This window comes from Actinomadura luzonensis (assembly GCF_022664455.2).
GTDB lineage: Bacteria > Actinomycetota > Actinomycetes > Streptosporangiales > Streptosporangiaceae > Nonomuraea > Nonomuraea luzonensis.
The window spans coordinates 2,161,634-2,179,300 of record NZ_JAKRKC020000001.1; the positions used below are offsets into that span (position 1 = coordinate 2,161,634).

Here is a 17,667-nt window from a genome sequence, read left to right on the forward strand (position 1 = left end):
GGCCAGCCTCCAGAATGATGTTCGACAGGCCGACCATACCAACCGGGTGGTATGTCCCCCTAGGCGCGCAGCTCGTGCACGGCGGCGATGAAGTCCTGGGTGATGCCCCGCAGCCCCGGCAGGTGCGACAGCCCCACCAGCCGGTCCACCAGCGGCACCGTCACCTCGATCAGCCGGTACGTCCGCGCGCACCCCGGCGAGGTGTCGTGCACCCAGAACAGCACCATCCCCATGGACAGCAGCCACAGCAGCTCCGGCAGCTCCTCGCGCAGCTCGGCGTTCATCCGGTCCCGCGAGCCCTCGACGACCTCGCGGTAGAGGGCGATGGACGCCTCACGGGCGGGCGAGGACTGCTTGCTGAACGGGCTCAGCGGGTTCGTCGGCTCGGCCGCGTGCTTGAAGAACTTCACGGCGAACTCGTGGTACGGGTCGGAGACGCGGACCCACTCGCGCAGCACCCCGCTCAGCCTCGCCGCGAACGACGTCTCGCCGGCCAGGAACTCCCGGCAGGCCGCCTCGTGCTCGGCCTGGGCGCGGTCGTAATACGCCTGGATCAACGCCTCCTTGCTGTCGAAGTAGTAGTAGGCGTTGCCCACGGACACCCCGGCCTCGGCGGCGATGGCGCGCATCGTGGTCTTGTCGAAGCCGCGCTCCCTGAACAGTCGCAAGGCCGTCTCGACGATGACCTCTCGGGTGCTCTCCGCTCCTCGGTTTCGGGCTTCGGACACGTTCGTCACTTTACGTCGTGAAACGCGGTTCAGTCATGAAGCCGCACGGTGATCACCGCCACAAGGCAAAGTTGCCTCTGCGGCGCGAGTTATCTCAGGTGAATGGTGGGATTGTCGTTTGTGGCGGAAGGGCTATTTCCGCGAAAAAGGCATCGACATGTGGATACGTGGAACAGTGCGGCTCGCAGTGGTCGCGCTCCTCGGCATTGAGATCACCATAATCGCGCTGGCCTCGGCCGCCTCCGCCGCTTCCCACCCCGAAGGGAGGCCGGCCGCGGGCGGCACGACCGGGGCCGCACTCCGCCACGGGACGTCCCAGCCGGAGAGCGCCGCCTTCCTGGCGGGGCTCACGGACGTGATGGGGCCCCGGGCGGACCGCTCGGCCGTCGAGCGTCTCCTGCTCGTGCAGGTGCGCCTGGACGGCGCCCGGAGCGCGCACGGGGACGTCACGCGTCCTGAGGCCGCGGCGACGACCCTCGTCCGGCCGCTCACCGCCGCCCTGCGGCCGCTCACCGCCGACGGGACCGTCGAGGAGACCGGCGACCAGGCGGGCACGCCGGCCGGAGAGCAGGCGGGGACACAGACGGGGACACAGACGGGGACACAGGCCGAAGCCCGGTCGTTCAGCGCCGGCTCGTCCGGCGCGGGCTCGTCCGGCGCGGGCTCGATCCGCCCGGGGACCGGGGCCGGGACTGAGGCCGGGGCCTGGGCCGAGCTCGGCACTCAGAACGGGACCAGGACGGGGCTCGGGACTCAGAACGGGACCAGGGCTGAGCTCGGGACTCCGGCCGGGGCCGGGACCGAGCTGGGGACCAGGACGGGGCTCGGGGCTCAGGCCGGGGCGCCGAGGCAGCCCGGCGGCCACGCCGCCCGGCGCTCCGCCCCTTCCGTGATCCGTTCCGCGACCCGCGCCGTCATCGGCGGCCGCACGCTCCGCAGCGCCGCCGTCGTCAAGGCCCTGGAGAGCCCGGTGCGCACCGGCGTGGTGCGGCTGCCGCGGATCCGGCCGCACGCCGTCCACGGCCGCGCCCGGGTGCTCGGCCCGCAGGCCCGGGTGGACCTCACGCGGGTGCTGCCCCGCCAGGCGGCCGTGCGCATGTCCCACGCCATCGCGAACGGCTGGCTGAGGAGCGCGGGCCTGCGCACCAAGTCCACCGGCAACTGCGCGAGCAAGCACCAGCACCACTGCACGTCGCTGGACAAGGTGCGCACCGGCACGGTCGCCCGGATCATCCAGCTCAAGCAGGAGAGCCGCTGCCCGATCATGGTCACCGGCGGCACGGAGGAAGGCCACGCGCCCGGCCGCTTCAGCCACGGCAACGGCTACAAGCTCGACATCAGCCACAACTCCTGCATCGACCACTACATCACGAAGAACCACAAGAAGTCAGGAGTGCGCGGCGACGGCGCCCGGCTCTACCGCTCCGCCTCGGGCACGACCTTCGCCGACGAGATCGACCACTGGGACATCCTGTTCCGGTGAGCACGACGCGGAAGTGGACGCCGCGCGACCCGCGCGACGCCCACTTCCCCGAAGGACCAAGTACCGCTACAGCTCGCCCGCGACCAGCTCGGCGATCTCCGCCGCGTTGAGCGCCGCGCCCTTGCGCAGGTTGTCGCCGCACACGAACAGGTCGAGCGTGTTCGGGAAGTCGATCGCCTGGCGGATGCGGCCCACGTAGGTCGGGTCGTTGCCGACCACGTCGAGCGGCGTCGGGTACACGCCGTTCGCCGGGTCGTCCATGAGGACCACCGTCGGCGCCGCCTCCAGGACGCGGTGCGCGTCGGCGACCGTGATCGGGCGCTCGAAGCGCGCGTGCACGGCCAGCGAGTGCGTGGTGATCACCGGCACCCGGACGCAGGTCGCGGAGACCTTCAGGTCGGGGATGCCGAGGATCTTGCGGGACTCGTTGCGGAGCTTGAGCTCCTCGGAGGCCCAGCCGTCGTCCTTGAGCGAGCCGGCCCACGGCACCACGTTGAACGCGATCGGCGCCGGGAACGGCGAGTCGGCGGGCAGCTTGTTGGCCAGCGCCTTGCGCACGTCGCCGGCCGCCTGGCCGATCGTGCGGTCGCCGGCCAGCGCCTCGACCTCGTCGTACAGGCGGGCCGAACCGGCCACGCCCGCGCCCGAGACCGCCTGGTAGGAGGCCACGACCAGCTCGGTCAGGGTGTACTCGGCGTGCAGCGCGCCCATGGCCGCCATCATCGACAGCGTCGTGCAGTTGGGCGTGGAGATGATGCCGCGCGGCCGGTTGCGCGCGTCGAGCGGGTTGACCTCGGGCACCACCAGCGGCACGTCGGGGTCCATGCGGAAGGTGCCGGACTTGTCGATGGCGATCGCGCCGCGCTCGGCCGCGATCGGCACCCACACGGCCGAGACCTCGTCGGGCACGTCGAAGATGGCGATGTCGACGCCGTCGAACACCTCGGGCGCGAGCGCCTGCACCACGACGTCCTCGCCGCGCACCCGCAGCACCTTGCCGGCCGAGCGCGGGGAGGCCACGAGGCGGATCTCGCCCCAGATGTCCTCGCGGGTCGACACGATGTCGCGCATGACGGTGCCCACGGCGCCGGTCGCGCCGATCAGGGCCAGATTGGGCCTGCTCATCGTCCACTACCTCCGTACACCACGGCTTCGACCTGGTCGGCGTCGAGATCGAAGGCGCGGTGCGCGGCCGCCACGGCCGCGTCGACGCCGTCCTGCTCGACGATCACTGAGATGCGGATCTCGGACGTCGAGATCATCTCGATGTTGACCCCCGCGTCGGCGAGGGCCGCGAAGAACGTCGCCGTGACGCCGGGGTGCGAGCGCATGCCCGCGCCGATCAGCGACACCTTCCCGATCTGGTCGTCGAAGAGCAGCGACTCGTAACCGATGCGCGCCTGGATCTTCTTCAGCGCCGTCAGCGCGGTCTGCGCGTCGGCCGTCGGCAGCGTGAAGGAGATGTCCGTGCGGCCCGTGGCCGCGGCCGAGACGTTCTGCACGATCATGTCGATGTTGATCTCGGCGTCGGCCAGCGTTTTGAAGATCGAGGCAGCCTCGCCGACCTTGTCGGGCACCCCGACAACAGTGATCTTGGCCTCGCTCCGGTCGTGCGCGACGCCGGAGATGATCGGCTGCTCCATCTCGGTTCCTTCGGTGTAAGGGTCGGAGACGACCCACGTGCCTTCCTTGGTGCTGAACGAGCTCCGGACGTGGATCGGCAGGTCGAAGCGACGAGCGTACTCGACGCACCGCAGATGCAGGATCTTCGCGCCGCACGCGGCCATCTCCATCATCTCGTCGTACGAGATCCTGGGGATCTTGCGGGCCGCGGGCACGATGCGCGGGTCTGCGGTGAAGATGCCGTCCACGTCGGTGTAGATCTCGCACACGTCGGCCTCCAGGGCCGCCGCGAGCGCCACCGCCGTGGTGTCGGAGCCGCCCCGGCCCAGCGTGGTGATGTCCTTGGTGTCCTGCGAGACGCCCTGGAAGCCGGCCACGATCGCGATGTGGCCCTGGGCGATGGCCTCCTGGATGCGGCCCGGCGTCACGTCGATGATGCGCGCCTTGCCGTGCGTGGAGTCGGTGATCACACCGGCCTGCGAGCCGGTGAACGAGCGGGCCTCGTGGCCGAGGTTGGCGATCGCCATCGCCAGCAGCGCCATCGAGATGCGCTCGCCCGAGGTCAGCAGCATGTCGAGCTCGCGGCCCGGAGGCAGCGGCGACACCTGCTCGGCCAGGTCGAGCAGCTCGTCCGTCGTGTCGCCCATCGCGGAGACGATCACGACGACGTCGTTGCCGGCTTTTTTCGTCGCGACGATCCGCTGCGCGACCCGCTTGATGCAGGACGCGTCGGCGACGGACGAACCACCGTACTTTTGCACAACGAGCGCCACGAGAGTCTCCCGGTCTGGACTGTGAGCTGCCAGTCTACTTGGGTCGTCTCATGCGCCTGCGGGCTCATACCACTATGTGGGACCAAGCCGCTCAGAGCGTGGTCACCTTCGCGGTCAGACCGTGGTCGCCTCGCCCGCCACGTCCAGGGTGCTCTCCTCCGCCACGTCGAGCCGCGAGTGGGCGGCCAGCGCCTGCAGCGCGCGCATCGCGGCGCCCGCGTGGTTGCCCCACGTGTTGAAGTAGGAGTACTGCCACCACCACAGCGCCTCGCCCGGCCGGCCGGCGCGGTAGTGCCGCAGGCCGTGGATGAGGTCGGCGGCGACCGCCGTCAGGTCGTCGGACAGCCGGTAGGGGGTCACGCCCGTGTCCTTGTACGGGTCGAACACCTCGGCGTAGTCGTCGACCGGCCCGAGCCGCTCGGCCAGCGCCGTGCGCACGCCGTCGATGTCGGGGTCCTCGCTCATCGGCGGCTCGTAGTTGCCGGAGAGGATGACGTCCCGGTTGGCGCCCAGCTTGGCGCCCGCGAGGCTCACCTGGGCGACCTCGACCAGCAGCAGCGACCAGATGGCGTCGCCGCCCTCGCCGCCCGCGACCCTGGTCAGGCCGTCCACGTAGTCCTGCGCGTGCCTGGAGATCTCCTCGGCGAGCGCGCTCCACTCGTCAGACATCCAGCAGCCTCCGTCCTTCGAACGCGCGGCCCAAGGTCACTTCGTCGGCGTACTCCAGATCGCCGCCGACGGGCAGACCGCTGGCCAGTCGTGTCACTTTGATGCCCATCGGCTTGACCAGACGGGCGAGGTAGGTAGCCGTCGCCTCACCCTCGAGATTGGGGTCGGTGGCGAGGATCAGCTCGGTGACCCGGCCGTCGGCCAGGCGGGTCATCAGCTCGCGAATGCGCAGGTCGTCGGGGCCGACACCGTCGATCGGGCTGATCGCGCCGCCGAGCACGTGGTAGGTGCCGCGGAACTCGCGGGTCTTCTCGATCGCGACGACGTCCTTCGGCTCCTCGACCACGCAGATCACGTGCGTGTCGCGCCGCGTGTCGCGGCAGATGCGGCACTCCTCCTCGGAGGCCACGTTGCCGCACACCCGGCAGAAGCGGGTCTTCTCCTTGACCTCCAGCAACGCGTGCGCCAGCCGTTTGACGTCGGCCGGATCGGCCGCCAGCAGGTGGAACGCGATCCGCTGCGCGCTCTTGGGACCGACGCCGGGCAGCAGCCCCAGCTCGTCGATCAGGTTCTGGACGACCCCCTCGTACATGCCTAGAACCCTGGCAACTGTCCGAGGCCGCCGCCGCCCAGCCCCTGGGCCAGCGGGCCGAGCTTCTCCTGCTGCAGGTCGGCCGCCGCGCGCACCGCGTCGCGGACCGCCGCGATCACCAGGTCGGCGATCGTGTCGGCGGTGTCCTGCGGGTCGCCGGCGTCGATCACGCTCGGGTCGATCTTCAGTTCGAGCAGCTCGCCCGACCCGTTGACGACGGCCGTCACCAGGCCACCGCCGGATGAGCCCTCGATCTGCGCGTCGTTGAGCTCCTGCTGGGCGCTCACAAGCTGCTGCTGCATGAGCTGGGCCTGCTCCAGCAGCTGCTGCAGGTTGACATCCCCTGGGTTCACCGTCGTGCGCTCCTCGTGGCTCCGCGTTCTTGACTGCCACGAGCCTACGGTGTTTGGGCGGCGACATGTACTGCGGGGACACCCCATGTTTCGCCGCCCGTCCGGTCGCCACCCCGCCGCCCGCCCGCGCCGCCCGGCGGCACTGGGACGCGTGGGACCCGTGTTCCCCGCCGGACCTGCCATGCGGGCCTCGGGGCTGCCGTGTGGGACCGATGTCATACCTGCCGTGGGTGTGCTTGGTGGTGTTATGGCCGGATCCCGGCCCCCCTCCAGTGTCCGAGACCCGGCCAACACGCCGACGGAGCGGCCGCACCACGCCGACGCGATGGGCCATGACATTACGCGGGGCGACGTTGCACACACGTTGCGTTCATTCAAACACCCTCCGCAATCCCCCGAACAGGTTGCGCAGATCGGCCGCAAGGCGGATGCTCTACATGACTACTTGGAGTGACCGATGAGTTACGCCCACCTCGACGCGTACTCCCGCCTGCTACGCGGGGCACACGAAGCCGCGGCCGCCGGCCACGTCTGGCCGGACGCGCCCCGCAGCCTCATCCAGGACTCCTGGCGCCGTTCGCTGGCCGCCGGGATCGACCTCGAGGCCAGGAGCGCGCCGCTCGTCTACGACGAGGCGCACCTCGACGACATCCGCAGGGAGCACCCGCTGCAGCCGTTGCTGCCCCTGCTCGCCACCACCCTCGCCGGCCTCGCCGCCGAGACCGGCCACGTGATGATCATCACGGACGGCCGGGGCCGGGTGCTCTGGCGCGAGGGCGGCAGCTCCATCCTGCGCCGCGCCGACCAGGTCGGCCTCGCCGACGGGCACGAGTGGGAGGAGGGCACGGTCGGCACCAACGGCATCGGCACCGCCCTCGCCACCGGCCGCCCCGTGCACGTCTACTCCGAGGAGCACCTGCTGCGCGTGCTGCACGTCTGGTCGTGCAGCGCCGCCCCGATCACCGACCCCGACTCGGGGCGGGTCATCGGCTGCGTCGACGTCAGCGGCACCGCCCGCACCCTCCACCCCGCCACGGTCGCCCTCGTCGGGGCGGCGGCCAAGCTCGCCGAGAGCCAGCTCGCGCTGCGCATGCACGAGCGCGACGAGCGCCTGCGGCGGCGGTACGAGTCGCTGCGGGCGCGGTCCGGCGTGCTGCTCTCGCCCACGGGCCGGGTCATCTCCGGCGACCCGGGCGGGCGGCTGGGCGAGCGCGTCCCCCTCTGGGACGACACCGCCCTGTCCGCCGCGGACGACCCGCCGCCCGGCGGCGGCTTCGCCCTGCCCGGTGACGGCGCCCTGCCCGGCGGCGGCCTCGCCATGCCCGGCGGCCTCGTCCCGCCCGGCGGCCTCATTCCCCCCGGCGGCCTCGCCCTGCCCGGCGGCGGCGCCTCTTCCCGCGTCACCGGCCTGTCCGCCATCGTGTCCGGCCCGCCCGGCCGGGAGCCCGCCGCCGGCCCACCGCTCTACCCCGGCCACCGCCCGCGCCTGTCCGGGCAGCGCATGATCCTGCGCGACGGCACCGTGGCCGTGCTGGAGCCCTTCTCCGAGGGCTACCTCCTGCGCACCCTGCCCGGCGCCGCGCCGGGCGCGCTCACCCTGACCTTCCTCGGCGAAGGCGTGCCGTCGATCACCCTGAACGAGCGCGACCGCCCCCTGTCGCTCCGCCACGCCGAGATCCTGGCCCTGCTCGCGCTGCACCCCCACGGCCTGACGGCCGAGCAGCTCTCCTTCCACATGTACGGCGACTCCGGCAACCCCGTGACCATCCGGGCCGAGATCCACCGGCTGCGCACCCAGCTCGGCAACGCCGTCTCCGCCAAGCCGTACCGGCTGGCCTGCCCGGTCGAGGCCGACTTCCTGGCCGTCCGCCGGCACGTGGCCGCCAAGGACGCGGCGGCGCTGGCGCGCACGTACAAGGGGCCGCTCCTGCCCCGCTCCGAGTCGCCCGAGATCCGCCGCGAACGGGACGAGCTGGAAGCCCAGGTCCGCGCCTGCCTCCTCCGCCACGGCTCCCCCGAACACCTGTGGACCTACGCGCAGACCCCGAACGGCCGGGACGACTACGAGGTGCTGGAACGCCTCGCCGCCCTCCACCCCACGGACAGCCGCGCCGCCGCCGCCCGCACCCGCCTCCTCCCCTGACCCTCCACCCGAAGCCCCCCACCCGTTCGCCCATCGATTCACCGGGCCCGCATGAGGGCCGAACGGCCGCCGGCAGGCCCACTGCCAGCAAGTTCACCACCAGCGGGTCCACCGCCACCCGACCACTGCCAGTGAGCTCGCCACCGGCGGGGTCCACCATGAGCAGATCCGCCGCCGGTAGGCACCCGCCAACAGGCCACCGATCAGCGGCTGCGCTGTCAGCAGGGTGCCCACCAACCGGCCGCCCACCAACAGGTCCGCCACTGGCGGATCCACCATCGCAGCCCACCCACCAGCGGTCCGCCGCCGCGACCACAGCCCCCACCTGTGCTTCAGCCCGCCGTCCTCGAACGGTCGGCATCAGCCACCCCCCGGCCGGCGCACCTCGCACCAGCGGCCCAGCAGGCGGTAGAGGCAAGGATCCAGGGATCGTGGACCCGAAGCGGCGGAATTTGGGACTCACGCCATCCGGGAGCCGCGAGGCTTGAGAATCCGAGGCCCGGAAGTCGGGATGCCCGAAAGCCGTGACATCCGCAGGTCACGACGTCCGGAAGTCACGCGTCCACGCGAGCCGCGCGTCCTGGAGCTACGAGCCGCGCGGTCAGCGGGTCACGTGTGGTCGATCTCGCCGATGACGCGAGCCCCCAGCTCGCGCTCCAGCAGCGCCATCCCCGAGACCGCATCCACATCGGCGTCCGCGTCGTTGAGCGGATCGACCTCGTCCGCGTCCGGCCCCTTGTTACGCCCGGGGACGGCATCGGGCCAGGCCGCCGCCGTGGCGCCCCGTCCGCCGGCCGCCACCCGGGGCCCGGCCTGGGCGGCCGCCTTCGCCGCCGACCGTGCGGCGGCCAGGCCCGCGCTCGGCATGGTGGAGACGGCCGCGGCAGGCGCGGTACGGGTCAGGTCGGGCGAGGGCGGCATGCCGGGGCCCGGGTCGTCCGGGGCCTCGGGCCAGGACTCGTCCGTGGTCGCCCGCGCCGCCGGCACCGCGGCGGCGACCACAGCGGTGGCCGCGGGAGGCCGCCCGGGGTCCTGCGCGCCCTGGTCGTCCTGGGAGCCGCCGTCGCCGTGCGACGACGTGCGCCCCTGAGGCCCGGGCGCGCCGTTCTGCGGGCCGGGAGCGGGGCTCTGCGCGTCCGGCGCGGCAGGCGGCACGTACGCCGGCGGCTGCGCGGGCGCCGGTGGACGGCCGCCCCGCCCGGACGGCGAAGGAGGCGGCGCGTTCCCGACGACCGCCTCGACGCGCCACGTCCCGCCGAGCACGTCGCTCAACGCGCTGGCCACGACGGCGTCCTTGCCCCCGCCCGTGAAGTTCTTCATCGCGCCGACCTGGCTGAACCCGAGCGTGACGATGTTGCCCTCGACGCCCACCACCTGGGCGTTGGTGCTCACGTTGGCCCAGACCACGATGCTGCGCTGCTTGAGTGAGGCCAGCACGGCGGGCCACTGCTGCTGCATGACCGCGGCCCCGGCTCCGGCCTGGCCCCCGCCGCCGGCGGGAGCTTCCGGAGCGGCCGCGGAGGGAGCAGAGACGGAGGGAGCGGACACGGGAGAAGGAGGCGCAGATGCAGCGGGCGCGGCGGCCGGGGCGCCAGGACGGGCCGGTTCCGGCCAGTCGTCCGCCCCACCGCCTCCACCGGCGGCCCCACCGGCGGCCCCACCGGCAGCGCCGGCACCGGCCCCTTGCTCCGCACGACCGGCCGCACCGGACGACGCCCCGCCGACGGCGGCCCCGCCCGGCGCCTGCTCGACGACACCCGGTCACCGGCCCCGGCCGGAGCCGGCTCCGGCGCGGCGTGAACCGAGACGGCACTCGCGCCAGGCGCAGCCGACGCCCCGGCCGGCTCGGCGGCCAGCCGCGCGGACGCCGCCCCCGGCCGCGGGATCGCCACGCCCCCGGAGACCGTTCCCCCGGAGACCCCTCCCCCGGAAGCGAGCGCCGGAGCGGCGGCGCGGGCGGCCATGGCGGCGACGGCGCCGCCGCGCTCCAGCCGTTCGAGGCGGGCCAGCAGCGCCGCCTCCCCCTGCGCGGCCCCCGGCAGCAGCACCCGGGCGCACATCAGTTCGAGCAGCAGCCGCGGCGACGTGGCCCCGCGCATCTCGGTCAGCCCGGCGTTGAACACCTCGGCGGCCCTGGTCAGCTCGGCGGGCCCCATGGACGCGGCCTGCTGCACGAGCCGCTCCAGCTCGTCGGCGGGCCGGTCGAGCAGCCCGCTGGTGGCCGCCTCGGGCACGTTGGCCAGGATCACCAGGTCACGGAAGCGTTCGAGCAGGTCGGCGGCGAAGCGGCGCGGGTCGTGGCCGCCCTCGATGACCCGGTTGACCGTCTGGAACACCTTGCCGCCGTCGCGCGCCGCGAACGCGTTGACGACCTCGTCGAGCAGGTCGCCGTCGGTGTAGCCGAGCAGCGAGACGGCCTTGGCGTACGTGATGCCGTCCTCCTCGGCCCCGGCGAGGAGCTGGTCGAGGATGGACAGCGAGTCGCGGGCGGAGCCGGCTCCTGCGCGCACGACGAGCGGCAGCGCGGCCGGCTCGAAGGGGACGTTCTCGGAGGTGAGGATCTCCTCCAGCAGCCCGCGGAGCGTCGCCGGCGGCATCAGCCGGAACGGGTAGTGGTGCGTGCGCGACTTGATCGTGCCGATGACCTTCTCGGGCTCGGTCGTCGCGAAGATGAACTTCAGGTGCGGCGGGGGCTCCTCGACGAGCTTGAGCAGCGCGTTGAACCCTTCGCGGGTCACCATGTGCGCCTCGTCGATGATGTAGATCTTGTAGCGCGCCGAGACGGGGGCGAAGAAGGCCCGCTCGCGCAGGTCGCGCGCGTCGTCGACGCCGCCGTGCGAGGCGGCGTCGATCTCGATGACGTCGAGGTGACCGGGGCCGGTGGGCGCGAGGGCGACGCACGACTCGCAGACGCCGCAGGGGTCGGGGGTGGGCCCCTGCTCGCAGTTGAGAGAGCGGGCCAGGATGCGGGCGCTGGAGGTCTTGCCGCAGCCGCGCGGGCCGCTGAACAGGAAAGCGTGGTTGATGCGGCCCATCCGGAGGGCCTGCCGCAGCGGGTCGGTGACGTGTTCCTGACCCTTGACCTCGGCGAAGGTCCCGGGCCGGTACTTGCGGTAAAGCGCAAGGCTCATGCGACCATCCCGCCTGCGAGGGGGCTCTCAACGAAGAGACCCCCCGCACACCCGCCAGAGCCCGCTTATCCTTGCTGCCTTCCGGCCCTGGGGAGGTTCACAGGATGACGCCGCGCGAGGGGTCCTTGGACAGTCTAGCCGGACCCGGCAGTGCTTGCTCCATGTCCGCGCCTCAGGAACGCGGAAAGTCGGACCCGGAAAGTCGGACCCGGAAAGTCGGACGAGGAAAGGTGGTCCGGACACCGCCGGAAGTCCGGTAAGCTCGTCGGCGGAGGATTCGCCTAGTGGCCGAGGGCGCACGCTTGGAAAGCGTGTATAGGGCAACCTATCGGGGGTTCAAATCCCCCATCCTCCGCGCCTGGTTGAGGCAGTAGTACGAAGGGGCCGACCCCATCCAAGTCGGCCCCTTCGTCGTTTCCGCCCTGGGAGGGTCCTCGGCGCGGAAGCCGGGAGCGGCGCGCCGGAAATGGTTCGACCGGAGGGTGTCCGGGCTGGTAACGTCCAGCGGACCGTGACCTGACGCCAGGAGGTGAGACCCATGAACGCTGTAACGACGTGGGTGCTCCGCCTCCTCGTCACGGTCGGGCGACTGACGTAGGTGTCGCCGGGAGCGCCTGGACGAGGCAATCCCGGAAAGGCGACAAGCTATGCACTCTGCTCATTTCTCTCCGGACACGGGCAAGCATGCCGTGTCCGTCACGCGGGTCGCGGAGACGCAGTGGCATGCCGTGGAGGACGACCTGACGGTCGGCCGCGGCCACACCTCGCGCCGCCTCGACGGACGCACCTTCCTCAGCATCGACGCCTGGCACGGCGCGGCCTTCGACCGGCTCGCCGAGGCCATGCTGGCGGACCTGCCGAGGCCGCTGTACACGGTGGTCGACGAGGCCGACCTCGACCTGGCCGCGCAGTGGCGGCGGGCCGGCTTCGCGACGCGCCGCCGCGAGTGGGAGTACGCCGTGCCCACCGACCCGGAGGTCACCGGGCTCGGCTCCGCGCTGCCGCCGCCGGACGTGACGATCGTGGCCGCGGGCGGCGCCCAGGCGGGGCCGCTGCGCGCGCTCGACCGTGCGATCAGGGCCGAGGTCGAGGCCACCGTCGGCTGGCAGGAGATGCCCGCCGAGGTGCTGCCCCTCCTGGACGAGGCCACCCGGCTGGACCCGTCGAAGTACGTGGTGGCGGCCCGGCCCGGCGCGTACGTGGGGCTGCTCCGGGTGGCCCACGTGCCGCGCCGGCCGCGCATCGGCCTGGTCGCGGTGCGGTCGGCCCAGCAGCGGCGCGGCATCGCCCGGGCGCTGCTCGCCCACACACTGAACGCGCTCCACCGCTGCGGCACCGCGACGGCGTCGGCCGAGGTGCACGAGTCCAACGCGGCGGCCATGGCGCTGTTCGAGGGGATCGGCGCCCGGCGCGCGAGCAGCAACCTGGAGCTGGTGCTCCGCTGACACCCCGCCGCCGCGAGCGCGGCGGCTCATCGACTTCGAGAAAGCGAGAGATCATGCCAAGAACAGCGAACGGCATCGAGATGGAGGGCACCGTCCTCGAGTGCCTCCGCAACGCCACCTTCCGGGTGGAGCTGCAGAACGGGCACAAGGTGCTCGCGCACATCAGCGGGAAGATCCGCAAGAACTACATCAAGATCCTCCCGTACGACCGGGTGCTCGTGGAGCTCAGCCCGTACGACCTCACCCGGGGCCGCATCCTCTACCGGTACAGGTAGCGGCGGCGGCAGGGGCGGCACGGTGGCGGAGCGGCTGGTATGCCGTCTTCGTCGGGTCACGGGCGTCGGCGGAAAGGCCCGCTTACGATCGGCTTTGTCGCCCCTGTCCGCCCCGTGAAGGGTGAGCGCGTATGGCCGAGTCGTACCGGGTCGAGGTCGTTCCCCTGCCGGTGAGCGTGGCGCGCATCTGCATGTGGGTTCAGGCGGGCATGGGCGCGCTGGGGCTGGCGCTGCTGCTCACGCTGGTCGGCGGGATGAGCGGCGAGGCCGTCGGGACGGCGCTGCCGATGCTGGCCGTCCCGCTGGCCGCGATCCTGGTGATCGGGTACGCCGCCTACCAGGTCCGGTCGCGCCGCCGCTGGGTGCGGGCGGCCGGCATCGTCGTCGAGTCGTTGCAGGTCCTGCACGGCATCTGGTCGCTCACCGGCGGGTTCGGCGTCAGCACGGTGCTCAACGTGGCGCTGGCGCTGGCCGTGGCGTACCTGCTGGTCCGGCCGGAGTCGGCGGCCTGGTTCGACCGGTCAGCGGTCAGGCGCTGACCAGGGCCTTGGAGCGGTCGGTCGCCATGTGCACCGCGAAGACGCCGAGGACGCTCCCGGTCACGTAACGCTGGACGCGCAGCCAGAGCGGGCGCGCGGCGAGGAACGCCGCGAGACCGCTCGCCGAGATCGCGATCAGGCCGTTGACCGTCGTCGCCACCACGATCTGCACCGACCCCAGCGCCAGGCTCTGCAGCAGCACGTGCCCCATCGCCGGGTCGATGAACTGCGGCAGCAGCGACAGGTACAGGATCGCGATCTTGGGGTTGAGCAGGCAGGTGAGCAGGCCCATCCCGAACAGCTTGGCCGGGCGCTCGGCGGGCAGCTCGCGCGGCTCGAAGGCCGAGGTGCCGCCCGGCTTGACGGCGTTCCAGGCGAGCCAGAGCAGGTACGCGGCGCCGGCGAGCTTGAGCGCGGTGTACGCGGCCGGCACGTACGCGAAGACGGCCGTCAGCCCGAGGCAGGTCGCGGTCAGGTAGACGGTGAAGCCCAGGAAGACGCCGGTGAGGGAGATCAGCCCGGCGCGGCGGCCCTGGGTGATCGAACGCGAGATGAGATAGATCATGTTGGGGCCGGGAGTGAGGACCATCCCGAGCGACACCAGCGCGATCCCGATCAGAGCACCCGTCATGGCGGCAGATTAACCGACATGCCGGACAAAAGATCACAGCGCCCCCTTCCCATCACCCTGCGTATCCGCCCCGCTACGGGGGAGAAACCGGCCAGGGAGGGAACACATGCAGTTCGACGACGATGCGCGGCTCGACCCGTCCCAGGTCGAGGACGTACGGGCGGGCGGCCCGCGACGGGGCGGCGGCATGCTGCCCGGCGGCGGGCTGCCCGGCGGGTGCATGCTGCCCATCGGCGGCCGGGCCGGTGGCTGCGGCGGCTGCCTGCTGCTCGCGGTGGCGGCGATCGGGGCGCTGGTGTTCGGGATCGTGCCGTCCCCCTTCAGCGGGGACGAAAGCGGCCAGCAGGGCGGGCAACAGGGCGGCCAACAGGGCGGGCAGGCGCCGAGCGCCCCCGCGCAGCTCAGCCCGTCGGGCAACCTGGGCGAGCGGTGCCGCACCGGCGCCGACGCCGACCAGTCCGAGGACTGCCGGATCGTCGGCACGGTCAACAGCATCCAGGCGTACTGGCGCCAGCAGTTCGAGCGGAGCGGGCGGCGGGCGTACACGCCGGCCAGGACCGTGCTGTTCTCCCAGGCCGTGAACACCGGCTGCGGCACCGCCGACTCCTCCGTCGGCCCCTTCTACTGTCCCGCCGACCGCAAGGTCTACCTCGACCTCAGCTTCTTCGGCACCCTCCAGCGCGACTTCGGGGCCGAGGGCGGCCCGTTCGCGCAGGCGTACGTCGTCGCCCACGAGTACGGCCACCACGTCCAGAACCTCCTCGGCACCATGAACCGGGTCGGCAGGAACAACCGCCCCGGCGCGCAGAGCCCGTCCGTCCGCCTGGAGCTGCAGGCCGACTGCTACGCCGGCGTCTGGGCGCAGAACGCCGTCAAGACCGGCTTCTACCGCGAGCCGTTCTCGCAGAGCGACATCGACCAGGCGCTCGACGCCGCCGCCGCGGTCGGCGACGACAGCATCCAGCGCCGCGCCCAGGGCCGGGTGACGCCCGACGCGTTCACCCACGGCACCTCGGCCCAGCGCAGGAAATGGTTCAGCACGGGCTACGACAGCGGCGACCCCCGGCGCTGCGACACTTTTTCCGGTGGCATCTAAAGCGTCGTTCTGGGAAGTGTGTCCAGCGGGCACCCCCCGGAAGGAACGTCAGCGATGGACTTCAAAGACCAGGTGGACCTCGACGCCTCACAGGTGGAGGACGCGGGCAGGGGCGGAGGCGGCGGCTTCTCAGGAGGCGGCTTCCCCGGCGGCATGGTCATCGGCGGCGGCGGCATCGTCAGCCTGATCGTGCTCGTGTTGGTGTTCGTGCTGAACAACGTGGGCGGAGGCGGCGGCGACGAGCAGCCCGCCCAGCGCCAGCCCGCCGCGAACCTCGCCGAGCAGTGCAAGACGGGCAAGGACGCCGACCAGAACGAACGCTGCCGCGTCGTGGGCGTCGTGAACAGCATCCAGAACTACTGGAAGGGCGAGCTGTCCGGCGAGTACACGCCGTCCAAGACCGTGCTGTTCACCGACCGCGTCAACACCGGCTGCGGCGCCGCCGAGTCGGCCGTCGGGCCCTTCTACTGCCCGAACGACAAGCGCGTCTATCTCGATCTGGCCTTCTTCGACCAGCTCCACAGCCAGTTCGGGGCCAAGGGCGGGCCGTTCGCGCAGGCGTACGTGATCGCCCACGAGTACGGCCACCACGTCCAGGACCTCACCGGCCAGCTCGACAACGGCGGCAGCTCGGTCCCGGTGGAGCTGCAGGCCGACTGTTACGCCGGCGTCTGGGCGCGCAACGCGGTCAACACCGGTTTCTACGAAAAGCCGTTCACGGACACGGACATCGCGGAAGCGCTCGACGCGGCGGCCGCGGTGGGCGACGACCGAATTCAGCAGCGGACGCAGGGCAGGGTGGATCCGGAATCGTTCACGCACGGCTCGGCGCAGCAGCGGGTCGCGGCCTTCCAGCGCGGCTACAAGAACGGCTCGCGCGGCGACTGCGCCCAGTCCGACCTGGGCTGACGCCGTCCGGCAGCACGAGGATCCCGATTTCCGCCTAAAATCGACAGGGTGATCTTCAAGCTTGTCGGCGACGGACGCCCATATCCCGACCACGGTCTCACACACCGGGAGTGGGCGCAGATCCCTCCGCGGCAGGTCCGGCTCGACTCTCTGATCACCACGAAAGCCATGCTGGACCTGCACTCGCTGCTCGCCGCCGACTCCACCTTCTACGGGGACCTTTTCCCGCACGTGGTCCAGTGGCAGGGCGAGCTCTATCTGGAGGACGGTCTGCACCGCGCGTTGCGTGCGGCCCTGCAGCAACGGTCGATCCTGCACGCCAGAGTCCTGGAACTGCCCAACTGAGGAAGGAAAAAGAGAGTCGCGAATCGCGGCTCTCTTTTGTTATGCCAACCATGAGGGAGTGCCGGACGTCGAAGCAGAGCGTTTCGCCATCATCGGGAGAATGCCGTGACCTATCCGCCGCCACCGCCGCCGTACGGGCCCGGGTACGGCCCGGCGTACGGGTACGGCCCTGGTCCTGGCCACCCTCCTGAGCCGCCCGCCGACCGGGGGAACCTCGGGCTGATCCTGCTGCTCGCGATCGGGCTGCCGCTGCTGCTGCTCAGCGGCGTCGGGTCCGTCTACTTCGTGCTCACCGCGGGCGAGGCGAGCGTGGCCGCCCGGCAGGCGACGGCGGCGGAGGGCGACGACGGCGCGCCGGACGTGCTGTTCGACCAGAGCCACCAGCCGGACCCCCAGGACAGCGCTCCGGCGGAGCCCGGCGCCTCAGGACCAGCCGCTTCCCAGCAGGCCACGCCGGAGCAGCCCGCCCAGGGGCAGCAGACCGCCGCGCTCGGGCAGGCGCTCACGCTCACCGGCGCCGACCCCGCGCTCAGGGTCGCCGTGACCGTCGAACGGCTCATCTCCCCTGCCACCCCGGCCGACGACGTCATGAAGCCCCAGCCGGGCAGCCGGTTCGTCGGGGTCCAGATGACGCTCGCCAACCAGGGACAGGCCGCCTACAACGACTCCCCGTCCAACGGCGCGGAGCTCGTCGACGCCGAGGGCCGGCAGTACCGCTCCTCGCCCGCGCAGGTGCGCGAGGGCCAGGCGTTCGCCGGCACGGCCAGCGTCAGCACGGGCGGCACGAGGACGGGCGTGCTCGTGTTCGAGCTGCCGGAGGCGGCCCGGCCGGTCACGTTCCAGTTCGCGCTGAACAGCGGCTTCGCCCAGCAGAAGGGCGAGTGGCGGCTCGGCTGAGGGGGGAACGCGAAAGGGCCCCCGGGATGCGGAGG

Annotated in this window: 17 protein-coding genes, 1 tRNA gene, 1 other RNA gene and 1 pseudogene; 10 read left to right on the forward strand and 10 right to left on the reverse strand. The window is 72.1% G+C overall.

Translation table 11 applies throughout. The features are described 5' to 3' along the window. Positions 1-59: 59 nt before the first annotated feature. Positions 60-728 carry a TetR/AcrR family transcriptional regulator gene (locus tag MF672_RS10185; RefSeq protein ID WP_242375518.1) on the reverse strand — a complete coding sequence of 223 codons (669 nt, stop codon included), beginning with the start codon at positions 726-728 and terminating at the stop codon, positions 60-62. A 175-nt stretch (positions 729-903) separates the two neighbouring features. Between MF672_RS10185 and MF672_RS10190 the strand changes: the two genes are divergently transcribed. After that, positions 904-2,211: a hypothetical protein gene (locus tag MF672_RS10190; RefSeq protein WP_242375517.1), complete on the forward strand. Its 1,308-nt coding sequence runs from the start codon at positions 904-906 to the stop codon at positions 2,209-2,211. Between the two features lie 66 nt (positions 2,212-2,277). On the opposite strand, the gene MF672_RS10195 is transcribed toward MF672_RS10190, so the two are convergent. The 5 genes from MF672_RS10195 to MF672_RS10215 form a co-directional block, all read right to left on the reverse strand. Continuing rightward, positions 2,278-3,336, reverse strand: coding sequence for an aspartate-semialdehyde dehydrogenase (locus MF672_RS10195; RefSeq protein ID WP_242375516.1), 1,059 nt, complete (start codon positions 3,334-3,336; stop codon positions 2,278-2,280). After that, positions 3,333-4,607 carry an aspartate kinase gene (locus MF672_RS10200; RefSeq protein ID WP_242375515.1) on the reverse strand — a complete coding sequence of 425 codons (1,275 nt, stop codon included), beginning with the start codon at positions 4,605-4,607 and terminating at the stop codon, positions 3,333-3,335. Before MF672_RS10200 ends, MF672_RS10195 begins: the two co-directional genes overlap by 4 nt. 114 nt (positions 4,608-4,721) lie before the next feature. After that, positions 4,722-5,276: a DUF5063 domain-containing protein gene (locus tag MF672_RS10205; protein WP_242375514.1), complete on the reverse strand. Its 555-nt coding sequence runs from the start codon at positions 5,274-5,276 to the stop codon at positions 4,722-4,724. After that, the gene (gene recR, locus MF672_RS10210; protein WP_242375513.1) at positions 5,269-5,868 is read right to left on the reverse strand and encodes a recombination mediator RecR; all 600 of its coding nucleotides are present in this window, start codon (positions 5,866-5,868) and stop codon (positions 5,269-5,271) included. The genes MF672_RS10205 and recR overlap by 8 nt, the downstream gene beginning before the upstream one ends. A gap of 2 nt (positions 5,869-5,870) precedes the next feature. Continuing rightward, entirely contained in the window at positions 5,871-6,221 is a 351-nt protein-coding gene (locus MF672_RS10215; protein ID WP_127937722.1) for a YbaB/EbfC family nucleoid-associated protein, read from the reverse strand. A gap of 457 nt (positions 6,222-6,678) precedes the next feature. Between MF672_RS10215 and MF672_RS10220 the strand changes: the two genes are divergently transcribed. Further along, positions 6,679-8,364, forward strand: coding sequence for a helix-turn-helix domain-containing protein (locus tag MF672_RS10220; protein ID WP_242375512.1), 1,686 nt, complete (start codon positions 6,679-6,681; stop codon positions 8,362-8,364). Between the two features lie 609 nt (positions 8,365-8,973). Here MF672_RS10220 and MF672_RS10225 read toward each other — a convergent pair. The 3 genes and pseudogenes from MF672_RS10225 to ffs all read right to left on the reverse strand — a co-directional run bounded on the left by MF672_RS10225 (position 8,974) and on the right by ffs (position 11,622). After that, positions 8,974-9,822, reverse strand: coding sequence for a hypothetical protein (locus tag MF672_RS10225; RefSeq protein ID WP_242375511.1), 849 nt, complete (start codon positions 9,820-9,822; stop codon positions 8,974-8,976). Positions 9,823-9,972: 150 nt separating this feature from the next. After that, a pseudogene (locus MF672_RS10230) lies at positions 9,973-11,495 on the reverse strand (DNA polymerase III subunit gamma and tau); the annotation flags it as partial. A gap of 31 nt (positions 11,496-11,526) precedes the next feature. Continuing rightward, positions 11,527-11,622: signal recognition particle sRNA small type (gene ffs, locus MF672_RS10235), an RNA gene on the reverse strand. Positions 11,623-11,765: 143 nt separating this feature from the next. Here ffs and MF672_RS10240 point away from each other — a divergent pair. The 4 genes from MF672_RS10240 (at position 11,766) to MF672_RS10255 (ending at position 13,754) form a co-directional block, all read left to right on the forward strand. Then, a tRNA-Ser gene (locus tag MF672_RS10240) sits at positions 11,766-11,850 on the forward strand. 334 nt (positions 11,851-12,184) lie between these two features. Next, on the forward strand, positions 12,185-12,940 hold the full coding sequence (locus MF672_RS10245) for a GNAT family N-acetyltransferase (RefSeq protein ID WP_242374535.1): 756 nt from the start codon (positions 12,185-12,187) through the stop codon (positions 12,938-12,940). A 53-nt stretch (positions 12,941-12,993) separates the two neighbouring features. Further along, complete coding sequence (gene infA, locus MF672_RS10250) at positions 12,994-13,215, forward strand: translation initiation factor IF-1 (RefSeq protein WP_242374537.1); 222 nt, start codon at positions 12,994-12,996, stop codon at positions 13,213-13,215. Between the two features lie 131 nt (positions 13,216-13,346). Next, positions 13,347-13,754: a hypothetical protein gene (locus MF672_RS10255; protein WP_242374538.1), complete on the forward strand. Its 408-nt coding sequence runs from the start codon at positions 13,347-13,349 to the stop codon at positions 13,752-13,754. Here the strand turns inward: MF672_RS10255 and MF672_RS10260 are convergent. After that, positions 13,744-14,385: a LysE family translocator gene (locus MF672_RS10260; RefSeq protein ID WP_242374540.1), complete on the reverse strand. Its 642-nt coding sequence runs from the start codon at positions 14,383-14,385 to the stop codon at positions 13,744-13,746. The two genes, MF672_RS10255 and MF672_RS10260, sit on opposite strands and share 11 nt — an antisense overlap. A gap of 106 nt (positions 14,386-14,491) precedes the next feature. Between MF672_RS10260 and ypfJ (MF672_RS10265) the strand changes: the two genes are divergently transcribed. From ypfJ (MF672_RS10265) to MF672_RS10280, 4 genes are all read left to right on the forward strand, one after another. Then, positions 14,492-15,481: a KPN_02809 family neutral zinc metallopeptidase gene (gene ypfJ / locus MF672_RS10265; protein WP_242374541.1), complete on the forward strand. Its 990-nt coding sequence runs from the start codon at positions 14,492-14,494 to the stop codon at positions 15,479-15,481. A gap of 54 nt (positions 15,482-15,535) precedes the next feature. Next, complete coding sequence (gene ypfJ, locus MF672_RS10270) at positions 15,536-16,390, forward strand: KPN_02809 family neutral zinc metallopeptidase (protein ID WP_242374542.1); 855 nt, start codon at positions 15,536-15,538, stop codon at positions 16,388-16,390. Positions 16,391-16,438: 48 nt separating this feature from the next. After that, positions 16,439-16,735: a type II toxin-antitoxin system VapB family antitoxin gene (locus tag MF672_RS10275; RefSeq protein ID WP_242374543.1), complete on the forward strand. Its 297-nt coding sequence runs from the start codon at positions 16,439-16,441 to the stop codon at positions 16,733-16,735. 105 nt (positions 16,736-16,840) lie between these two features. After that, a complete protein-coding gene (locus MF672_RS10280) occupies positions 16,841-17,632 on the forward strand; it encodes a DUF4352 domain-containing protein (protein WP_242374544.1) in 792 nt (263 codons plus the stop codon). The last annotated feature ends 35 nt before the right edge of the window (positions 17,633-17,667 follow it).

What these genes read in the sequence shown, in the direction of transcription:
- MF672_RS10195 (WP_242375516.1), bottom strand. Translation starts at nt 3,336, where the DNA reads ATGAGCAGGCCCAATCTGGCCCTGATCGGCGCGACCGGCGCCGTGGGC.
- MF672_RS10205 (WP_242375514.1), bottom strand. Translation starts at nt 5,276, where the DNA reads ATGTCTGACGAGTGGAGCGCGCTCGCCGAGGAGATCTCCAGGCACGCG.
- recR (WP_242375513.1), bottom strand. Translation starts at nt 5,868, where the DNA reads ATGTACGAGGGGGTCGTCCAGAACCTGATCGACGAGCTGGGGCTGCTG.
- MF672_RS10220 (WP_242375512.1), top strand. Translation starts at nt 6,679, where the DNA reads ATGAGTTACGCCCACCTCGACGCGTACTCCCGCCTGCTACGCGGGGCA.
- MF672_RS10225 (WP_242375511.1), bottom strand. Translation starts at nt 9,822, where the DNA reads ATGCAGCAGCAGTGGCCCGCCGTGCTGGCCTCACTCAAGCAGCGCAGC.
- infA (WP_242374537.1), top strand. Translation starts at nt 12,994, where the DNA reads ATGCCAAGAACAGCGAACGGCATCGAGATGGAGGGCACCGTCCTCGAG.
- MF672_RS10255 (WP_242374538.1), top strand. Translation starts at nt 13,347, where the DNA reads ATGGCCGAGTCGTACCGGGTCGAGGTCGTTCCCCTGCCGGTGAGCGTG.
- MF672_RS10260 (WP_242374540.1), bottom strand. Translation starts at nt 14,385, where the DNA reads ATGACGGGTGCTCTGATCGGGATCGCGCTGGTGTCGCTCGGGATGGTC.
- ypfJ (WP_242374541.1), top strand. Translation starts at nt 14,492, where the DNA reads ATGCAGTTCGACGACGATGCGCGGCTCGACCCGTCCCAGGTCGAGGAC.
- ypfJ (WP_242374542.1), top strand. Translation starts at nt 15,536, where the DNA reads ATGGACTTCAAAGACCAGGTGGACCTCGACGCCTCACAGGTGGAGGAC.